Annotated in this window: 13 protein-coding genes and 1 tRNA gene; 3 read left to right on the forward strand and 11 right to left on the reverse strand. The window is 72.7% G+C overall.

From position 1 onward, the window contains the following. Positions 1–46: 46 nt before the first annotated feature. The 3 genes from BJY14_RS11720 to BJY14_RS11730 form a co-directional block, all read right to left on the reverse strand. The gene (locus tag BJY14_RS11720) at positions 47–1,696 is read right to left on the reverse strand and encodes an AMP-binding protein (protein ID WP_179843640.1); all 1,650 of its coding nucleotides are present in this window, start codon (positions 1,694–1,696) and stop codon (positions 47–49) included. Positions 1,697–1,771: 75 nt separating this feature from the next. Further along, on the reverse strand, positions 1,772–2,149 hold the full coding sequence (locus tag BJY14_RS11725; protein WP_258941455.1) for a DUF3054 domain-containing protein: 378 nt from the start codon (positions 2,147–2,149) through the stop codon (positions 1,772–1,774). A gap of 25 nt (positions 2,150–2,174) precedes the next feature. Next, positions 2,175–3,599, reverse strand: a complete 1,425-nt coding sequence (locus BJY14_RS11730; protein ID WP_179843641.1) for an MFS transporter — start codon at positions 3,597–3,599, stop codon at positions 2,175–2,177. A gap of 127 nt (positions 3,600–3,726) precedes the next feature. Between BJY14_RS11730 and BJY14_RS11735 the strand changes: the two genes are divergently transcribed. Further along, positions 3,727–6,936 carry an AfsR/SARP family transcriptional regulator gene (locus tag BJY14_RS11735; RefSeq protein WP_179843642.1) on the forward strand — a complete coding sequence of 1,070 codons (3,210 nt, stop codon included), beginning with the start codon at positions 3,727–3,729 and terminating at the stop codon, positions 6,934–6,936. Between the two features lie 43 nt (positions 6,937–6,979). On the opposite strand, the gene BJY14_RS11740 is transcribed toward BJY14_RS11735, so the two are convergent. The 3 genes from BJY14_RS11740 to BJY14_RS11750 all read right to left on the reverse strand — a co-directional run bounded on the left by BJY14_RS11740 (position 6,980) and on the right by BJY14_RS11750 (position 9,307). Further along, positions 6,980–8,200 carry an IS256 family transposase gene (locus BJY14_RS11740; RefSeq protein WP_179849313.1) on the reverse strand — a complete coding sequence of 407 codons (1,221 nt, stop codon included), beginning with the start codon at positions 8,198–8,200 and terminating at the stop codon, positions 6,980–6,982. Between the two features lie 365 nt (positions 8,201–8,565). Continuing rightward, positions 8,566–8,639 (reverse strand) — tRNA-Met (locus BJY14_RS11745). A gap of 32 nt (positions 8,640–8,671) precedes the next feature. Continuing rightward, on the reverse strand, positions 8,672–9,307 hold the full coding sequence (locus BJY14_RS11750) for a helix-turn-helix domain-containing protein (RefSeq protein WP_179843643.1): 636 nt from the start codon (positions 9,305–9,307) through the stop codon (positions 8,672–8,674). 58 nt (positions 9,308–9,365) lie between these two features. Between BJY14_RS11750 and BJY14_RS47175 the strand changes: the two genes are divergently transcribed. Then, a complete protein-coding gene (locus BJY14_RS47175) occupies positions 9,366–10,577 on the forward strand; it encodes a cytochrome P450 (protein WP_179843644.1) in 1,212 nt (403 codons plus the stop codon). A 10-nt stretch (positions 10,578–10,587) separates the two neighbouring features. On the opposite strand, the gene BJY14_RS11760 is transcribed toward BJY14_RS47175, so the two are convergent. The 4 genes from BJY14_RS11760 to BJY14_RS11775 all read right to left on the reverse strand — a co-directional run bounded on the left by BJY14_RS11760 (position 10,588) and on the right by BJY14_RS11775 (position 14,331). Then, positions 10,588–11,157: a carbonic anhydrase gene (locus BJY14_RS11760; RefSeq protein ID WP_179843645.1), complete on the reverse strand. Its 570-nt coding sequence runs from the start codon at positions 11,155–11,157 to the stop codon at positions 10,588–10,590. Between the two features lie 105 nt (positions 11,158–11,262). Next, positions 11,263–11,601, reverse strand: coding sequence for a hypothetical protein (locus tag BJY14_RS11765; RefSeq protein ID WP_218905297.1), 339 nt, complete (start codon positions 11,599–11,601; stop codon positions 11,263–11,265). A gap of 180 nt (positions 11,602–11,781) precedes the next feature. Beyond that, the gene (gene pruA, locus BJY14_RS11770) at positions 11,782–13,413 is read right to left on the reverse strand and encodes an L-glutamate gamma-semialdehyde dehydrogenase (protein WP_179843647.1); all 1,632 of its coding nucleotides are present in this window, start codon (positions 13,411–13,413) and stop codon (positions 11,782–11,784) included. Between the two features lie 9 nt (positions 13,414–13,422). Then, positions 13,423–14,331, reverse strand: a complete 909-nt coding sequence (locus BJY14_RS11775; RefSeq protein WP_179843648.1) for a proline dehydrogenase family protein — start codon at positions 14,329–14,331, stop codon at positions 13,423–13,425. 117 nt (positions 14,332–14,448) lie between these two features. On the opposite strand from BJY14_RS11775, the gene BJY14_RS11780 reads away from it, so the two are divergent. Then, positions 14,449–15,537, forward strand: coding sequence for a PucR family transcriptional regulator (locus BJY14_RS11780; protein ID WP_179843649.1), 1,089 nt, complete (start codon positions 14,449–14,451; stop codon positions 15,535–15,537). Here BJY14_RS11780 and BJY14_RS11785 read toward each other — a convergent pair. Further along, positions 15,530–17,101, reverse strand: a complete 1,572-nt coding sequence (locus tag BJY14_RS11785) for an acyl-CoA synthetase (protein WP_312879149.1) — start codon at positions 17,099–17,101, stop codon at positions 15,530–15,532. The genes BJY14_RS11780 and BJY14_RS11785 overlap by 8 nt on opposite strands. Between the last annotated feature and the right edge of the window lie 275 nt (positions 17,102–17,376).

Genomic DNA, 17,376 nt, shown 5'->3' on the forward strand with positions numbered 1-17,376 from the left:
TCACAGAGTCAACGCCATGTTGTCCTGTTATCACCGGGTTAAGCAATCACGAGATGATCCGCGCGCCTTCCAGGTGGCCGCCCTGCAGCCTTTCCCACATGTACCTGCGGCGGGGCTTGCCGCTGGAGGTGCGCTGGATCAGCCCGGTGCCGACGACGATCGTCAGTTCGACGTCGTCGCCGAGCCGCCGCCGCAGCATCTCGCGCACGCCGCCGATCCAGGCCTCGTCCTGCGTCTCGGCGAACAGCGCGAGGCCCTTGCGGCCCGCGCCGGGGACGCCGACCACGACGATGCGGCCCTTGCCGAGCCCGCTCACCTCGGCGATCTTGGATTCGAGGTCCTCGACGTAGACGGAGCGCCCGCGCACCTTGATGCTGTCGCCCATCCGCCCGAGGACGAACAGCTGCCCCTCGTGGAAGAACCCGGCGTCGCCGGTGTAGACCTTCCCGTCCATGAACCGGGTCGACTTGGCCTCGGCTCCCGCGAAGTACCCGGGGCACGCCGACGGTCCCCCCACGACGATCTCGCCGAGGAGCCCGCTCTCCAGCTCGCGCCCCTCGTCGTCGACGATGGTGACGGGCACGTCGTCCTCGGGCGTGCCGCACCCGACGACCCAGCCGGCCTTGGCGCCGAGGGACTCGGCTCCGAGCCGGTGCTGCTCCAGGATCCGGACGGGCCGCCCGAAGGCCAGCGCCTCCGGGTCGGGCCGGATCGCCAGGGGGTGGCGCGGGGCGTCGTCCATGGTGACGAGCAGGGTCGTCTCGGCCATCCCGTAGGCGGGCTTGAACATCGTCCGGGAGAACCCGAACGGCTCCAGGAGCTGCGCGAACACCTCCAGCGCGTGCGGGTCGATGGGCTCGGCGCCGATCAGCGCCATCTTCCACCCGGACACGTCGAGGCCCTCCAGCTGCTCGGGCTTGACGCGCCGCGCGCAGTAGGCGTAGGCGAACGGCGGCGCCGCCGTGTGCGCCGCCTCCGCGAAGCACCGGAGCCACCGTGCCGGGTCGCGGATGAAGTGGTCGGGCCGCATCAGCTTCAGCGTCCCCTGCCGCGCGATGGGCGTGAGGAAGCAGCCGATCAGCCCCATGTCGTGGTAGAGCGGCAGCCAGGAGGCGACCACGTCCCCGTCCTCGTATCCGGCCATCCGCGCGATCAGGTCGCTGTTGGCCTCCAGGTTCTCCCAGGTGACCATGACGCCCCGGGGCGAGCCGCTGGACCCGGACGTGAACTGGAGCAGGGCGAGCTCTCCGGCGGGCTGCACCTCGGCCTCCTCGCCGGCCTGCCGGGGCCGCCACGGCTCCCCGTCCAGCCCGGCCCCGGCCATGGCCCGCCGCGCGTAGTCGGCCAGCCCGTCGGAGGCGACGACGAGCGCCGGCGACGCCTGCCGGAGGATCGCCGCCACGTGCGCGACGTAGTCGTCGCCGTCCTGGAACAGCGGCGGGGTGATCAGGCACACCGTGGCCCCGGCGGCCCAGACGGCGTAGTACGTCTCGACGCAGGTGAAGTCCGTGGGCAGGACCAGGCACACGACGTCGCCCGGCCGGACGCCCTCCTCGATCAGCGCTCCGGCGGTGCGCCGCGCGGCCGAGGCCAGCTCACCGTAGTCGCGGAACTCCCAGCCGCCGTCGTCGGCGGCCAGGTGGATACCGCGTCCGGTGGTCGGCTTGTCCAGCCAGTCGCGCAGCGCAGATGGCATCGTGTCCCCTTCACAGGAAAGGCTCGCGCCCGTACATAACTCGCGGGTAACTTCACCAGGGCGGCGCGACCCCCGTCAACCGGTTCGATCAGTGAAAGAGACAGCCCGGGCCGACACCAGCCGGGCCACGAGGCGCCAGCCGAGCAGCGCCGCGCCCAGGAACACGCAAGCCACGATCACGAACGCGAGGGCGGTCCCCTGCCCGGCCAGGACCCGCAGCAGCATTCCCGCGGTCACGGTCGAGACCCAGACGCCGACGCCGACGGGCCAGACCCCTTCGGGCCGCCGCCAGGCCCGAAGGAGTCCCCATCCGACGCCGAGCCCTGCGAGGAACGGCCAGGCGGTGGTGAGGAATCCGCCCAGGCTGGCGGCCTCCTCATGGGAGGCGCGCCCGATGGCGACGAACACGAGCACGCAGAGGACGTCGGCGACCCCACCCAAGACCTTCGGCACCCCTCAAGGCTAAGCGCCCCGCAGGTCAGGTCATGCCGACCTTCGGCGCCGGCGACGCCGCAGCGCCCTCGGGGACGCTCGCGCCCGGTCCGCCGGAGGGACGGCCGGGAATCGCGAGGGCCGCGACGGCGCCGACCAGGGTCAGGACGGCCGAGACGGCGACGGCGGCGCGCAGGCCGCCGGCGGTGCCCGCGCCCGACGCCGCGACGCCGACGAGCACGGCCAGGCCGACGCCGACCCCGATCTGCATGGCGGTGTTGGCCATGCCGCCGGCGATGCCCTGTTCGCGGGCGTCCACTCCGGTGGCGGCGGCGGCGAACTGGGTGGGGTAGATCGTGCCCATGCCCATCCCGTACACGGCGATCCCGGCGAGGACGGTGAGGTAGGAGCCGTCGGCCACCATCCCGGCCGCCAGTAGGCCGCTGCCCAGGGCCCCGAGGAGGAGGGCGGTGACGAGGGTGCCGCGGATGCCGACGCGCAGCATCAGCCGCCCGGCGGTGAAGTTCCCGAGAGCGATCACCGCGGACAGGCCGAGGAACGCCAGCCCGGCCCGCAGGGCGGTGTAGCCCAGCACGTCCTGGAAGTACAGGGTGAGGAAGTACACGACGTTCTGCATGGTCGCCCCGAACACGAAGATGATCACGAGGGCGGGGGCCAGGTTGCGGTCGCGCAGCAGGCGCAGCGGCATCAGCGGGCTGCGGCTGCGCGCCTCGACGGCGAGGAAGGCGGCGAGCAGGACGAGCGCGAGCACGGCCCCGGTGAGGAACTTCGGCGACGTCCAGCCCGTCTCGGGGACCTCGGCGATCGAGTACACCAGGAGGGTGGCGCCCGCGGTGCCGGTCAGCACGCCGGGCAGGTCGTAGCCGCGGCCGCGCTCGACGGGCCCGTCCGCCGGCAGCAGCCAGAACGCGGCGGCGGCCGCGGCGACCACCAGCGGCACGTTGACGAGGAACACCGCCTCCCAGCCGAACGCGTGGGTCAGCACGCCGCCGAGGAGCGCTCCGGCGCTGAGCCCTCCGGCGCCGGCCATGGCCCACACCCCGAGCGCCCTGAGCCGGTCGCGTCCCTCCGCGAACATGGTGTTGACCTGCGCCAGGGTGGCGGGGAACACGATCGCGGCGCCGACCCCCTGGATCGCGCGGGCGGCGATCAGCGTGCCCGGGGAGGTGGCGAGGCCGCCGAGCAGGGACGCGCCGCCGAACGCGACCATGCCGAGGACGAACATGCGGCGGCGGCCCAGCAGGTCGCCCGAGCGGCCGCCGAGCAGCAGGAAGCCGCCGAAGAACACGGCGTAGGCGCTGATGACCCATTGGGCCGAGCCCTCGGTGAAGCCGACGTCGCGGACGAGTTCGGGCAGCGCGACGTACACGATGGTGAAGTCGAGCGAGGTGATGAGGCTGGAGAACGCCAGCAGGGCCAGGCTCAATCCCGGCCTGGGCGCGGAACGCATGATGGACCTTCTTCGGTAGGAGGCTCTTGGCCCGACTATGCGGCCGCGCGCTTACCGTTCGCCTTCCCTCCGCCTACCGTCCGCCGCCCGCCGCCGTAGGCGGCGATCACCGCGTTATCGTGGGGCCATGCGTTTCGGGGTGCTCGGACCGCTGGCGGTCTGGACGGCCGACGGCACCCTGGTGGCGGTGCGGGGGCTGAAGGTCCGGACGCTGCTGGCCGACCTGCTCGTCCAGGAGGGGCGGCCGGTGTCGGCGGAGCGGCTGATCGACGATCTGTGGGGGCCGGCGCGCCCCGCGGACGCGGCGGGGGCCCTCCAGGTCAAGGTGTCGCAGTTGCGCCGGGCTCTGGAGGACGCCGAGCCGGGCGGCAGGGCGCTGGTGGTGTTCCAGGCGCCGGGATACCTGCTGCGGGCCGCTCCCGAGCAGGTGGACGCGGGCCGGTTCGCCGCGTTCCTCGCACGGGCCCGGGGGACCGCCGATCCTCGCGCCAGGGCCGCGCTGCTCACCGACGCGCTGGCGCTGTGGCGGGGCCCTGCCTATGCCCCCTTCGCCGACGAGCCGTTCGCGCGGGCCACGATCACTCGCCTCGAAGAGCAGCGGCTGACGGCCGTGGAGGATCTTCTGGAGGCCCGGCTCGCCCTCGGCGAGCACACCGCGCTGGTGGGTGAGCTGCGCGACCTGGTGGCCCGGCACCCCCTCAGGGAGCGGCTGCGCGCCGCCCAGATGCGCGCCCTCTACCGCGCCGGGCGGCAGAGCGAGGCCCTGGACGGCTTCGCCGAGCTGCGCGACCGCCTGCGCGAGGAGCTGGGCCTGGACCCGGGCCCCGAGCTGGCGGAACTCCAGCGGGCGATCCTCACCCAGGATCCGGATCTGGCGCCGGGACGTCCCCGGAGCAATCTGCCCGCGCCGCCCGGCGAGCTGATCGGCCGCGAGGAGGCGGTCGCGGAGGTGCGGGGGCTGCTGCAGGAGTACCGTCTCGTCACCCTGACCGGGCCGGGAGGGGTCGGCAAGACGCGGCTGGCCCTGGAGGTCGCCGCCCGGCTCGTCGACGGGTTCCCCGACGGCGTGTGGGCGGTCGAGCTCGGCGGCCACGATCGGCCGGACGCGCTGGCGGAGGCGGTCGCCGCGACGCTCGGCGTCCGCGACGACGCCGTCCAGGACCCTGCGGCGAAGCCCGTCCCGGCCGCGGACCGGGTGGCCCGCGCGCTGCGCGGCAGGCGGCTGCTGCTGGTCCTCGACAACTGCGAGCACCTGATCGGCCCGGCGGCCGAGCTGGCGCACCGGCTGCTGGCGGCGGCGCCGGAGGTGCGGATCCTGACGACGAGCCGGGAGCCTCTCGAAGTGGGCGGGGAGGCGGTCTGGGCGGTGCCGCCGCTGGAGCCGCCGGACGCGGCGCAGGAGACGGCCCCGGCGGCCCTGCGCCGCTCCAGCGCCGTCCGGCTGTTCGTCGCCCGCGCCGCCGCCGCCTCGCCCGGCTTCGCCCTCACCGCCGGCAACGCGGGCGCCGTCGCGGCGATCTGCCGGCGCCTCGACGGCATCCCGCTGGCGCTGGAGCTGGCGGCCACCCGGGTCCGCGCGCTCGGCGCGGACGAGGTGGCGGCCCGGTTGCGGGACCGGTTCCGGCTGCTGTCGGCCGGCCGGCGGGACGTCCCGCGGCGGCAGCGGACGCTGCGCGCGGCGATCGACTGGAGCTGGGACCTGCTGGCCGGACCCGAGCGCGCCGTGCTGCGGCGGTTGTCGGTGCACGTCGACGGCTGCTCGCTGGACGCGGCGGAGGCGGTGTGCGCCGGGGACGGGGTGGCGGCCGAGGACGTCGCGGAGCTGCTGTCGCGCCTGGTCGACCGTTCCATGGTCGTGGTCGCCGCCGACCCGCGCGGGCACCGCTACCGGCTGCTGGAGTCCGTCGCGGTCTACTGCGCCGAGCGCCTGCGGGAGGCCGGCGAGTCCGAGCACGCGCGAACCCGGCGCGACGAGTACTACGCCGCGTTCGCCGAACGGGCCGCGGAGCGGCTCCACGGCCCCGACCAGGGGCGGTGGCTGGAGCGCCTCGATCTCGAACACGCCAACCTGCGCGCCGCCGTCGAGAGCTCCGTGCGGCACGACCGCCCGGATCTCGCGCTGCGCCTGGTCAACGCGATGGCCTGGTACTGGTTCCTGCGCGGAAGGCTCGGCGAGGGCCGCCGCCTCCTGGACCTGTCCCTCGCCGAGGTCGGCACGGCCCCGGCGGCCGCGAGGGCAGCGGCCGGGGCCTGGCGGACGGGCATGGAGATGCTCGGCCGCCACGGCGCCGACCGGACGCAGAAGGTCCGCGCGGCTCTGGAGCCCTTCGACCACCTGGACGATCCGAGCGGCCGGGCCCGGGCGGAGTGGTTCCTCGCCGAGATCCTGCTGGGCGGCGCGGACTCGTCCACCGGCGAACGGCTGGCGCGGCGGGCCCTGGACGCCTTCCGCGAGGCCGGGGACCGCTGGGGCACGGCCGCCACGCTGACCACGCTGGCCCACTACGCGCTGATCCGCGGCGACCTGGCCGTCTGCGCCCGCCACACGGAGCGGGGCGCGGCGCTGTTCGACGCGCTCGGGGACCGCTGGGGCCGGTTGCGGGCGGCCGACCTGCTGGGCAGGCTCGCGGAGATCCGGGGCGACTACGAGGGCGCCGCCGGGTTGCTGCGGGAGGGCCTGCATCTGGCCGAAACCCTCGGCATCTGGACGCAGGTCTCGTACCTGCTGTCCGGGCTGGGCAGGATCGCGTTGATGACCGGCGACCTGGCCGGTGCGGAGCGGCTGCACGAGAAGGCCATGCGGCTGGCGACGGAGCAGAGCAATCGCCCTGGAGAGGTGTTCGCCGAACTCGGCCTGGCGATGGGGGCACGGCGGCAGGGACGGCTGGACGTGGCCGAAGAGCTGCTGCGCGACGCGCTCGACTGGCAGCAGCGCGTCGGCTTCGCCCCTGGGGTGGCGCTGACCCTGTCCGAACTGGGCTTCGTAGCCGAGCAACGCGGCGACGCCCGCTCCGCCCGCCAGGCGCACCTGGACGCTCTGACGGTAGCGCGCCGCACAGGCGACCCAAGGGCAACGGCCCTGGCACTGGAAGGCCTAGCCGCCGCCCACACCCTGATGAACGAACACCACCAGGCCGCCCGCCTCCTGGGCGCAGCCACCGCCGCCCGCGAATCAACAGGCGCCCCACTACCCAGCGCCGCCGACACAGACGTGGCCCGCACCATGGCAACGCTGTGCAAAGCCCTGGGCGAAAAGACCCTGACCACCGAACTCCAGCAAGGCCGCACCACCGACCCGCAAGAGCTGGTAGCCCACCAAAGCCCCCCACCCCCCTAAAGGGGACTGTCTGAAAGTCTGTGGGTGAGGCAGTGATCAGCTTTCAGTTCAGGGTGATGCGGTCACCGTAGTGCAGCGCCAGGGCGTTCAGGGCTGCCTTCCAGCCGGGGGTTTTGCCGGTGACGTTCGGCCGGTTCTTCAGCGGCTGGCGGATGACCAGGTAGAGGACCTTGAGTGCGGCCTGCTCGGTGGGGAAGTGCCCGCGTCGGCGGGTGGCCTGGCGGAACCGGGCGTTCAGGCTCTCGATCGCGTTGGTGGTGTAGACGATCTTGCGGATCTCGGCCGGGAACGCCAGGAACGGCGTGAACGTCGGCCAGGCGTCCCGCCACAGCCGGACGATCGCCGGGTAGCGGTCGCCCCACTCGGCCTCGAACTCGGCGAACCGCTGCTGGGCGGCTGACTCGGTCGGGGCGGTGTAGATCTGCCGCAGGTCGCGGGTGAGCCGGCTCCAGTGCGTCTTGGACGCGTAACGCAGCGAGGAGCGGACCAGGTGCACCACGCACTGCTGGACGGTGGCCTGCGGCCAGATCTCCTCGATCGCCTCCGGCAGGCCCTTGAGTCCATCGCAGCAGGCGATGCACACATCCCGCACGCCGCGGTTGCGCAGTTCGGCCAGCACGGTCATCCAGTGCTTGGCGCCCTCACCACCGGTGCCCACCCATAGGCCCAGCACGTCCCGCTCGCCGTGGCAGTTGATGCCCAGCGCCGCATAGATCGGACGGTTGGCCACCTGGCCTTCGCGGATCTTCACATACAGCGCGTCGATCAGCACCACCGGATACACCCCGTCCAGCGGCCGTGCTCGCCAGGCCTCCATCTCGGCCACGACCTTGTCGGTGACGCGCGAGATCAGGTCGCGGGAGACCTCGACCTGGTAGATCTCGGCCAGGTGCGCACGGATCTCGCCGGTGGTCAGGCCCTTGGCATACAGCGAGATGATCGACTCGTCGAACCCGGCGATCCGGCGGGCGTGCTTGGGCACGATCTGCGGCTCGAACTCACCCGACCGGTCCCGCGGAACCTGGATCTGGACGGGCCCGACCTCGGTCGACACCGTTTTGGACGAGCTGCCGTTGCGGTGGTTGCCGATCGGCTCGGCCGGACGTTCTCCCTTGTCATAGCCCAGATGCTCGCTCATCTCGGCCTCCAGCGCGGCCTGCAGCACCGTCTTGGTGATCCCGGCCAGCAGCCCGTCCGGCCCGACCAGCGACACCCCCTGCGCCTTCGCCTTCTCGATCAGCTCGGCCGCGAGCTGCACATCCAACCCGCCCCGCGGCTCGTCCTCGTCGTGATTGGTCACAGATGATCCTTCCCGGCCAGGGCATCGGCCCCAGCCTTCCGGATCACCACCCCACCCACACGATCTTTAGGACAGTCCCGTCCAAGGCGCGACGCCCGAGGGGGGCGAAGGGCGAACCCCGAGCGGGTCCGAGGGGCGAAGCCTCAGGGGCGGACCCCAAGGGGGGTTCGAAGGGCGAAGCCCGAGGGGGGTCTAGGGGCGAAGCCCCAGGGGCGGGCGGGTGGGGGAGGCGGAGGAGCCGGGGGGCTCCGGGGGGTCGCCCCCCGGGCAACGCGAAGGGTCCCCCTGGGGAAGCCGCAAAGCGGCGACCAGGAGGACCCTAGGACCAGTAGCGGGGGCAGGATTTGAACCTGCGACCTCTGGGTTATGAGCCCAGCGAGCTACCGAACTGCTCCACCCCGCGGCGATGTCTTAACTGTATGGGGTCGGGGTGGCTTAGGCAAACGGGTTTGGGTGGGGGGCTTGGAGGGCGGCGGTGAGCATGGCGGTGAGGTCGGTGGTGAAGGTGTGGTGGTCGGGGTGGGGCGGGGGTGTGCCGGGTGGGTGGGTGCGGGTGGCGCGGTCGGCGAGGGCGGCGGTGAGGAAGGCGATGAAGAGGGTGATGCGTTCGAGGGCGAGGGGTTCGGGGAGGGTGGCGCGGCAGGCGGTTTCGAGGAGGTGGAGTTGTTGTTGGAGGGCGGTGTCGTGGAGGAGGGGCGGGGGGCGGTGGTCGCGGATTCCGGCGCGGCCGGCGAGTTGGGCGGTGATGCGGAGGAAGTCGCGGCCGTGGGGGGTGCGGAGTTCGTTGGCGGTGGGGCGGACGATGGCGTCGACGATGACGTGGGGGTGGTCTGGGTGGAGTGTGGGGAGGGTGGCGGTGCGGGCGGGTTCCATGCGGGTGATGCCTGCGCGGAGGATGGCGTTGAGGAGGCCGTCGCGGGAGCCGAAGTGGTAGGTGACGGCGGAGTCGTTGGCTTGTCCGGCGAGGGCGACGATGTCGCGGGTGCGGGTGGCGTCGATGCCGTGGGCGGCGAAGAGGTGGGCGCCGGCGTGGATGAGGGCGTGGCGGGTGGCTCTTGCGTCTTTCGGCACGCCGGTGATACTAACAGGGGGCGTTAATAACGTCGCCTGTTAGAACCGGAGGCCGGCCGTGGCGGACGTCTACGACCCTTTCGATCCCGGCTTCCAGGCCGATCCCTATCCGGCGTACCGGCGGCTCCGGGACGGCGAGCCGGTGCACCGGCACGGTGAGCCGCCGTTCTGGGCGCTGTCGCGGTTCGAGGACGTCTGGGCGGCGACGCGGGACGCGGAGACGTTCTCGTCGGCGCAGGGCCTGACGTTCCATCCGGACGAGATCGGCACGCTGGGCCTTGCCCCGACGATCGTGATGCTGGATCCGCCGCGGCACGCGGTGCTGCGGCGCCTGATCAGCCACGGGTTCACGCCGCGCCGGACGGCCGCGCTCGAAGACCTCCTGCGGGGGTTCGTCCGGTCCCGGATCGCGGTGATGGAGCGCACGGCCGCCGACGGTGGGACGCCGGACCTGCACCGGGACTTCTCCTCGCCGCTGCCGACGTTCGCGCTGGCGCACCTGCTCGGCGTCCCGGAGGCCGACCGCGCGCGGTTCGATCCGTGGGTGTCCGCCCTCACGACGTTGCAGGACGAGGGGTTCGGCCTGCGCTCGTTGCGGGACGGGGCGGTGAACGCGGTGGCGGAGATGTTCGGCTACTTCACCGACGTGATCAACGCGCGCCGCGCCGACCCGTCCGACGACCTGGTCAGCGCGCTGACGGCGGCGGAGGTGGACGGGGAGCGCCTCACCGACTGGGACGTTCTCGGGTTCTGCTTCGTCATGGTGGCGGGCGGCAACGACACGACCGGGAACCTGATCTCGCACGGCGTGGCGCTGCTGGACGGCGACCACGGGCAGCGCGAGCGCCTGGCGGCCGATCCGTCACTGATCCCGAACGCCCTGGTGGAGTTCCTGCGCCTGGAGAGCTCCGTCCAGGCGCTGGCCCGGACGACCACGCGCCCGGTCACGCTGCACGGGACGCGGATCCCGGAGGGCGAGAAGGTGATGATGCTGTTCGGGGCGGCGAACCGGGACGAGCGCGAGTTCGGCCCGTCCGCGGGCGAACTGGACGTCACCCGTGAGATCCCGCGCCATCTGGGCTTCTCCAGCGGCGTGCACTTCTGCATCGGGTCGCACCTGGCGAAGCTCCAGGCCCGCGTCGCGCTGGAGGAGCTTCTCCAGGCCCATCCCCACATCGGAGTGGACCTGGAGAGCGCCGAGCGCATCCAGTCGCCCTTCACCCGCGGCTGGGTCTCGCTACCGGCCACGGGCATCAGGGAGCGGGCGTGAACCGGGGCCGTCAGAGCGGGACGAAGGCCCCGTCCTCCTGGCAGGCCGAGACCGTCGCGGTGGCGAGGTCGTAGTACCAGAGGTGCATGCGCAGGCGTCCGGCGCGCAGGCTCCTGGTCACCGCCGGGTAGCGCCGCAGCTTGTCCGCCTGGGCGAGCAGATGCTGGTGCCCGGGGTCCGCGTCGGGGGTGTGCAGGCGGCGCCAGTGGTGGGTCTGGAGCAGCCACAGCCACATCGTCGGGGCCGTGCGCGGGGCCTGTGAGCGGGTCCGCGCCTGGACGGCGCCGCACTGGGTGTGGCCGCACAGGATCATGTCGGTGATGCGCAGGACGTTGACGGCGTATTCCACGGTGGCGGCCTCGGCGGTGAGCCGTCCGATCCGGTGCGGCGGGATGACGTTGCCGGCGGTGCGCAGTTCGAACAGTTCTCCCGGGCGGGCGCCGGTCAGCTGCGTCGGGACGAGCCGGGCGTCGGAGCAGGCGATGAACATCGCCTGCGGCGCCGGGGCCTGGGCACCGCCGGACGGGTGGCCGCCCTGGCGCTGCGGGGCGAGCCGGGCATGGTCGATGAGGGGTTGCATGGGAGCGGATCCTTCGCTTCGGATGAAGAACCAGACGAGGTCAGGTGCGGGCACGCGGGACTCGCACGCGTGGGACCGCGCGCTCGCCCACGTGGGCGTCCGGTATTAGCAGCGCAGGATCTGCGATCGGTTGCGGGACGGCAGCGCGGGGCCCCTGGCCGTCGAGGGCCTGCCGGGGCCGGTCGCGGGGCGTCTGGCAACGGCGGTGGCGGCGGGAGCGGCGCCGCTGGGCGGGAAGTGCGCGGCGCCTCCGAAGAAGGAGCCGTGGTCGGCCTCGCAGTGTTCGGCGCACGGCGAGGCGAGGGGCTCCGCGTCAGGGGCGTGCGGGCAGGTCGCCGGGGCGACCGGCCGGTCGGCGTCAGCGATGTAGGCGGCGCTGCCGCGATGGCCGCTGGAGTGGCTCACCCCGTGCAGCAGCAGGACCAGGGGGATCACCGCCAGCACCCATGCGCGCCTACCCCGCGCACGCGGCCGGACAGCCCTGGTCGCACGCTTTCCCACACCTCAAAGGTTACCCATAGTGATGGCCTGATACTAGCTGTGACCAGTAAGGGGGTCCTGCCCTGGTCACGGCCGCGGGCCCGCACCCGTCCGGGTGCGGGCCCGCCAGGGCCGGGAGGGCGGCTACCCCATGTGCGGGTACCGGTAGTCGGTCGGCGGGACGAACGTCTCCTTGATGGAGCGCGGGGACGTCCAGCGCAGCAGGTTGAACACCGAGCCGGCCTTGTCGTTGGTGCCGGAGGCCCGCGCGCCGCCGAACGGCTGCTGCCCGACGACGGCGCCGGTGGGCTTGTCGTTGATGTAGAAGTTGCCCGCCGCGTACCGGAGCACCTCGGCGGTGTGCGCCGCCGCGGCCCGGTCGGTGGCGATGACCGCGCCGGTCAGGGCGTAGTCGGCGACCGACTCCATCTGGGCGAGCATCGCGTCGTACTGCTCGTCGTCGTACACGTGGACGCCGAGGACCGGCCCGAAGTACTCGGTCCGGAAGATCTCGTTCTCGGGGTCACCGGACACGAGCACGGTCGGCCTCACGAAGTACCCGACGGAGTCGTCGCAGGTCCCGCCGGCCACGATCTCGACGTCCGGGTCGCCCTGGGCGCGCTCGATGGCGGCCTTGTTCTTGGCGAAGGCCCGCTCGTCGATGACGGCGCCCATGAAGTTGGACAGGTCGGCGACGTCGCCCATGGTGAGGCCGTCGACCTCGGCGGCCAGCTCCTCCTTGAACCCGTTCTCCCAGATGGAGCGCGGGACGTAGGCGCGGGACGCGGCGGAGCACTTCTGGCCCTGGTACTCGAAGGCGCCGCGGACGAGCGCCGTCTTCAGCACGGCCGGGTCGGCGGACGGGTGCGCGACGACGAAGTCCTTGCCGCCCGTCTCCCCCACGACCCGCGGGTAGCTCCGGTACTTCTCGATGTTGGCGCCGACGGTCTTCCACAGGTGCTGGAACGTCGCGGTGGAGCCGGTGAAGTGGATTCCGGCGAGGTCGGGGTGCTGGAGCGCCACGTCCGACACCGCGAGCCCGTCACCGGTCACCAGGTTGATGACGCCCGGCGGGAGCCCGGCCTCCTCCAGCAGCCTCATGAGCAGGACGGCGGAGTAGGTCTGCGTGGGCGACGGCTTCCACACCACGACGTTGCCCATCAGGGCGGGCGCGGTCGGCAGGTTCGCGGCGATCGCGGTGAAGTTGAACGGGGTGATCGCGTAGACGAAGCCCTCCAGCGGCCGGTGGTCGGACCGGTTCCACACGCCGGGGCCGCTGATCGGCTGCTCGGCGAGGATCCGCCGGGCGAAGTGCACGTTGAAGCGCCAGAAGTCGACCAGCTCGCAGGGGCTGTCGATCTCCGCCTGCTGGACGGTCTTGGACTGCCCGAGCATCGTCGCGGCCAGCAGCGTCTCCCGCCACGGCCCGGCGAGCAGGTCGGCGGCCCGCAGGAAGATCGCGGCGCGGTCGTCGAAGGCCATCGACCGCCACGCGGGCGCGGCCTCCAGCGCCGCGGCGACGGCGTCGCGCGCGTCCTGCTCGGTGGCGGTGCCGAACGTGCCGAGGACCGACGCGTGCCGGTGCGGCTGGACGACGGCGACCTTGGCGCCCGCCCCGAGCCGCCGCTCGCCGCCGATCGTCATGGGCAGGTCGATCGGGGTCTCGGCGGTCAGCTCGGCGAGCTTGGCCTCCAGCCGGGCCCGCTCGGCGCTGCCGGGCGCATAGCCGCGCACCGGCTCGTTCGCCGGCGTCGGAACGTTGGTGACGGCGTCCATGGAAACTCCTTAGCGGGAGACGAACGAACGGAGGAAGAAGGTGAGGTTGGCGGGCCGCTCGGCGAGCCGCCGCATGAAGTAGCCGTACCAGTCGGCCCCGTAGGGGACGTAGACGCGCATCCGGTGGGCCTGCGCGAGCCGCCGCTGCTCGGCGGCCCGGATCCCGTAGAGCATCTGGAACTCGTAGGAGGCGGGCGACCGCTCGGCGGCCAGGGACAGCGCGATCTCGATGATCCGCGGGTCGTGGCTGGCGACCATCGGGTACCCGTCGCCCGTCATGAGCCGCCGCAGCGCCCGGACGTACGCGCGGTCCACCTCGTGCCTGCTCTGGAACGCGACCGACGCGGGCTCGGCGTACGCGCCCTTGACCAGCCGCACGCGCGACCCCTCGCCCACGAGGTCCCGCAGGTCGCCCTCGGTGCGCCGCAGCATCGCCTGGACGGCGACCCCGACCCAGGGGAAGTCGACCCGCAGCTTCCCGAGGACCTCCAGCGTGGAGTCCACGGTCGTGTGGTCCTCCATGTCGAGGGTGACGGTCATGCCGACCCGTCCCGCCGCGGAGCAGATCTCCCGCGCGTGGTCGAGCGCGAGGTCGCCGGGCAGCGCCTGCCCGAGCGCGGACAGCTTCACCGACGCGTCGGAGCCCCCGGCGAGCCCCCGCTCCTCGAACGCCTCGAACAGCCGCAGGTAGGCGTCCCGGGTCGCCCGCGCCTGGGCGGGTTCGCGGGTGTCCTCCCCCAGATGGTCGAGGGTGACCTCCAGCCCGCCGCCCCGCAGTTCGCCGGTGGCCTCGAGCGCGGCGTCGAGATCGTCACCGGCGACGAACCGGTCGACGACGCCCCTGGTCAGCGGCACGGAGGTGAGGACATCGCGCATCCGTCCGCTGCGCGCGGCGGCGAGGAGAAGCGGGCTGAGCATGGAACCCTCCAACGTCAAGGAACACCTCGCACGTTAGGAGCACCGCCCCGCACCCCCTATAGTCAAACGCCACTTTCAGAGTGGCTCGTCCTCATACAGATGTACGAAGGAACAGGAATGGCACTCGACCTCCAGGAGATCGTGGAAGAGGCGGCCGACCTCCTGGGCGCGCCCGCGACCCTGGAGGACCGCGATTTCCACCTGGTCGCCTACGCCGCGCACGGCGACACGATCGACCCCGTCCGGATGGACTCGATCCTGCACCGCCGCGCCACCGAGGCCGTCCGCGCCCGCTTCGAGCGCCACGGCATCGCCCGCGCGGCGGGCCCCGTCCGCATCCCGGCGGACGCCGCGCTGGGCCAGCTCGCCCGCCTGTGCCTGCCGGTCCGCTGGAACAACGTCACCTACGGCTACCTCTGGCTGCTGGACGACCGGCAGCGCATCACCGACCCCCAGGCGGCCAGGGCGATGCCCCTGTGCGAGCGCGCGGGCCTCCTCATGGCCCGCGAGGCCCGCGAGCGCGACGACCTCGGCTGGAAGGTCGCCGACCTCCTGTCCACGCACCCCGACGTCCGGACCCAGGCCGCCGACGACCTCACCGACGCGGGGGCGGTCGACACCCCCCTCACCGTGGCGGTCCTGCGCACCCCGAGCCCCGAGCCCCTGAACCCGTGGCTGCTCCCCCACTCCGTCCTGGCGACGGTGTGGCAGCGCGACCACGTCCTGCTCCTCCCCGTGGCCAGCGCCCCGGCCGCCCTGGCCCGCGCACGCCGCCTGCTGGAAGAACGCAACGCCCCCGTCCAGACGGGCGTGTACTCCCCCTGCCCCACCTTGGACGACGTCCACGAAGGCTGGCTTCGAGCCCGCGTGGCGGCCCGCACCGCCGCCCCGGGCGAGACCCGCGACTGGACGTCCCTGGGCGTCCTGCGCCTACTCCGCACGGCAGGCGACGAGGCCCTGGCCCAGACGACCCAAACCCCGGGAACCGAACGCCTCCTGGAACACAAGGACCTCGCCGCGACGGCCCGCACCTACCTGGACCTGGCAGGCAACGTCCAGGAGACCGCGAAGACCCTGAACATCCACCGCCAGACCCTCTACCACCGCCTGCGCCGCATAGAGGAGCTGACGTCCCTCACCCTCACCGACGGCCAGGACCGCCTGACCCTGCACCTGGCCCTGACACTCGCCGGCCACCTCACCTGACGGCGAGGCCGGCGTGCCGCTCCCGCAGATCCCGCTTGAGGATCTTGCCGCTGGGGTTCTTGGGCAGCGCGTCCGCGAGAACGACGTACTTGGGGCGCTTGTAGGGGGCGAGCCGCTCGCGAGCGTGGGCATGGATGTCGTCCACGGTCAGCGCGGCACCGGGCTTCGGCACGACCACCGCGGTGACGGCTTCGATCCAGTGCGGGTGGCTGATCCCGAAGACGGCGACCTCGGCCACCCCGTCCATCTCGTAGACGGCCTCCTCGACCTCGCGGCTGGCGACGTTCTCGCCCCCGGTCTTGATCATGTCCTTCTTGCGGTCGACCACCGACAGGTAGCCGTCCTCGGTCATGATCCCGAGGTCGCCGGAGTGGAACCACCCGTCCCGGAAGGCCTCGGCGGTCTTCTCCTCGTCGCGGTAGTACCCGAGCGCGGCGTGGGGGCTGCGGTGGACGATCTCGCCGACCTCTCCCGCCTTCACCGGCTCGCCTTCGTCGTCGACGAGCATGGTCTCCACGTTGATGGCCGCGCGTCCGGCGCTGCCGGCCCGGTCGAGCTGCTCGTGCGGCTTGAGGATGGTGGCGAGCGGAGCCATCTCCGTCTGCCCGTAGAAGTTCCACAGCCGCACGTCGGGCAGGCGCCGCATCAGCTCCCGGAGCACCTCGACGGGCATGGGCGACGCCCCGTAGTAGCCCTTGCGCAGGCTCGACAGGTCGCGCCGGTCGAAGTCGGGGTGGCGCAGCAGCGAGATCCAGACGGTCGGCGGGCAGAAGAGCTTGGTGACCTTCTCCCGCTCGATGGTCTCCAGCAGCGCCGCCGGGTCGGGCCCCGGCAGGATGATGCTGGTGGCGCCCAGGTAGACGTCGACGGAGAAGAAGCAGTCGAGCTGCGCGCAGTGGTACATCGGCAGCGTGTGCGCCTCGACGTCGTCGGCGCCCATCTCGCCGTCGATCACGCAGCTCACGTACTGGCTGACGAGGGACCGGCTGGTCAGCACCACTCCCTTGGGCCGCGACTCGGTCCCCGAGGTGTACATGATCCGCAGCGGGTCGTCGTCCTCGACCTGGACGTCCGGCGCCGTGGAGGGCCCGTCGCGCCACCAGGCGTCGACGTCCTCCCACCCGTCGCCCGGCGCGGCGCCCGACAGCGGGATCCATCCGCGCACCCCGTCCTGGACGCCGGCCGCGTCGAGCGCCTTCTGCGCGGTCGCGGCGAGCGCGTCCTCCGCGATGATCCCGGACGCCCCCGAATGCCCGAGGATGTAGGCGATCTCCTCGGCGTTCAGCATGAAGTTCACGGGGACGAGCACCACGCCGAGCCTGGCCGTGGCGAACACGGTGACGGCGTACTGCCAGCAGTTGTGGCTGAGCAGCGCGAGCCGGTCCCCCTTGCCGAGCCCCCGCGCCGCCAGCGCGTGCGCGGCCCGGTTCACCGCGGCGTCGAACTCCGCGTACGTGACCCGCAGCTCCCCGCTGACGACGGCCAGCTTCCGAGGATCCCGCCGCGCCGTCCGATGCAGCAGATCCCCCACCGAGTGCCGACGAGCCCGATCAACGACCGACACCAGCAGCCACCTCCCCCACAAGGCCCCCGAAAGCCGCAAAGCGGCAGGTAAGGGCAAGGAGGCCGATCATAATCACACCCCCCAAATCTTCCACCACCCCCGGATAGGGGGAGGCCCAAGGAGGGGGTTCGAAGGGCGAAGCCCGAGGGGGTCTAGGGGCGAAGCCCCAGGGGCGGGCGGGTGGGGGATGGCGGAGGCACAGGGGGCTCCGGGGGATCGTCCCCCGGGCGAAATGCGAAGGGTCCCCCTGGAAAGCCGCGAGCGGCGACCAGGAG

This window comes from Actinomadura luteofluorescens (genome assembly GCF_013409365.1).
GTDB lineage: Bacteria > Actinomycetota > Actinomycetes > Streptosporangiales > Streptosporangiaceae > Spirillospora > Spirillospora luteofluorescens.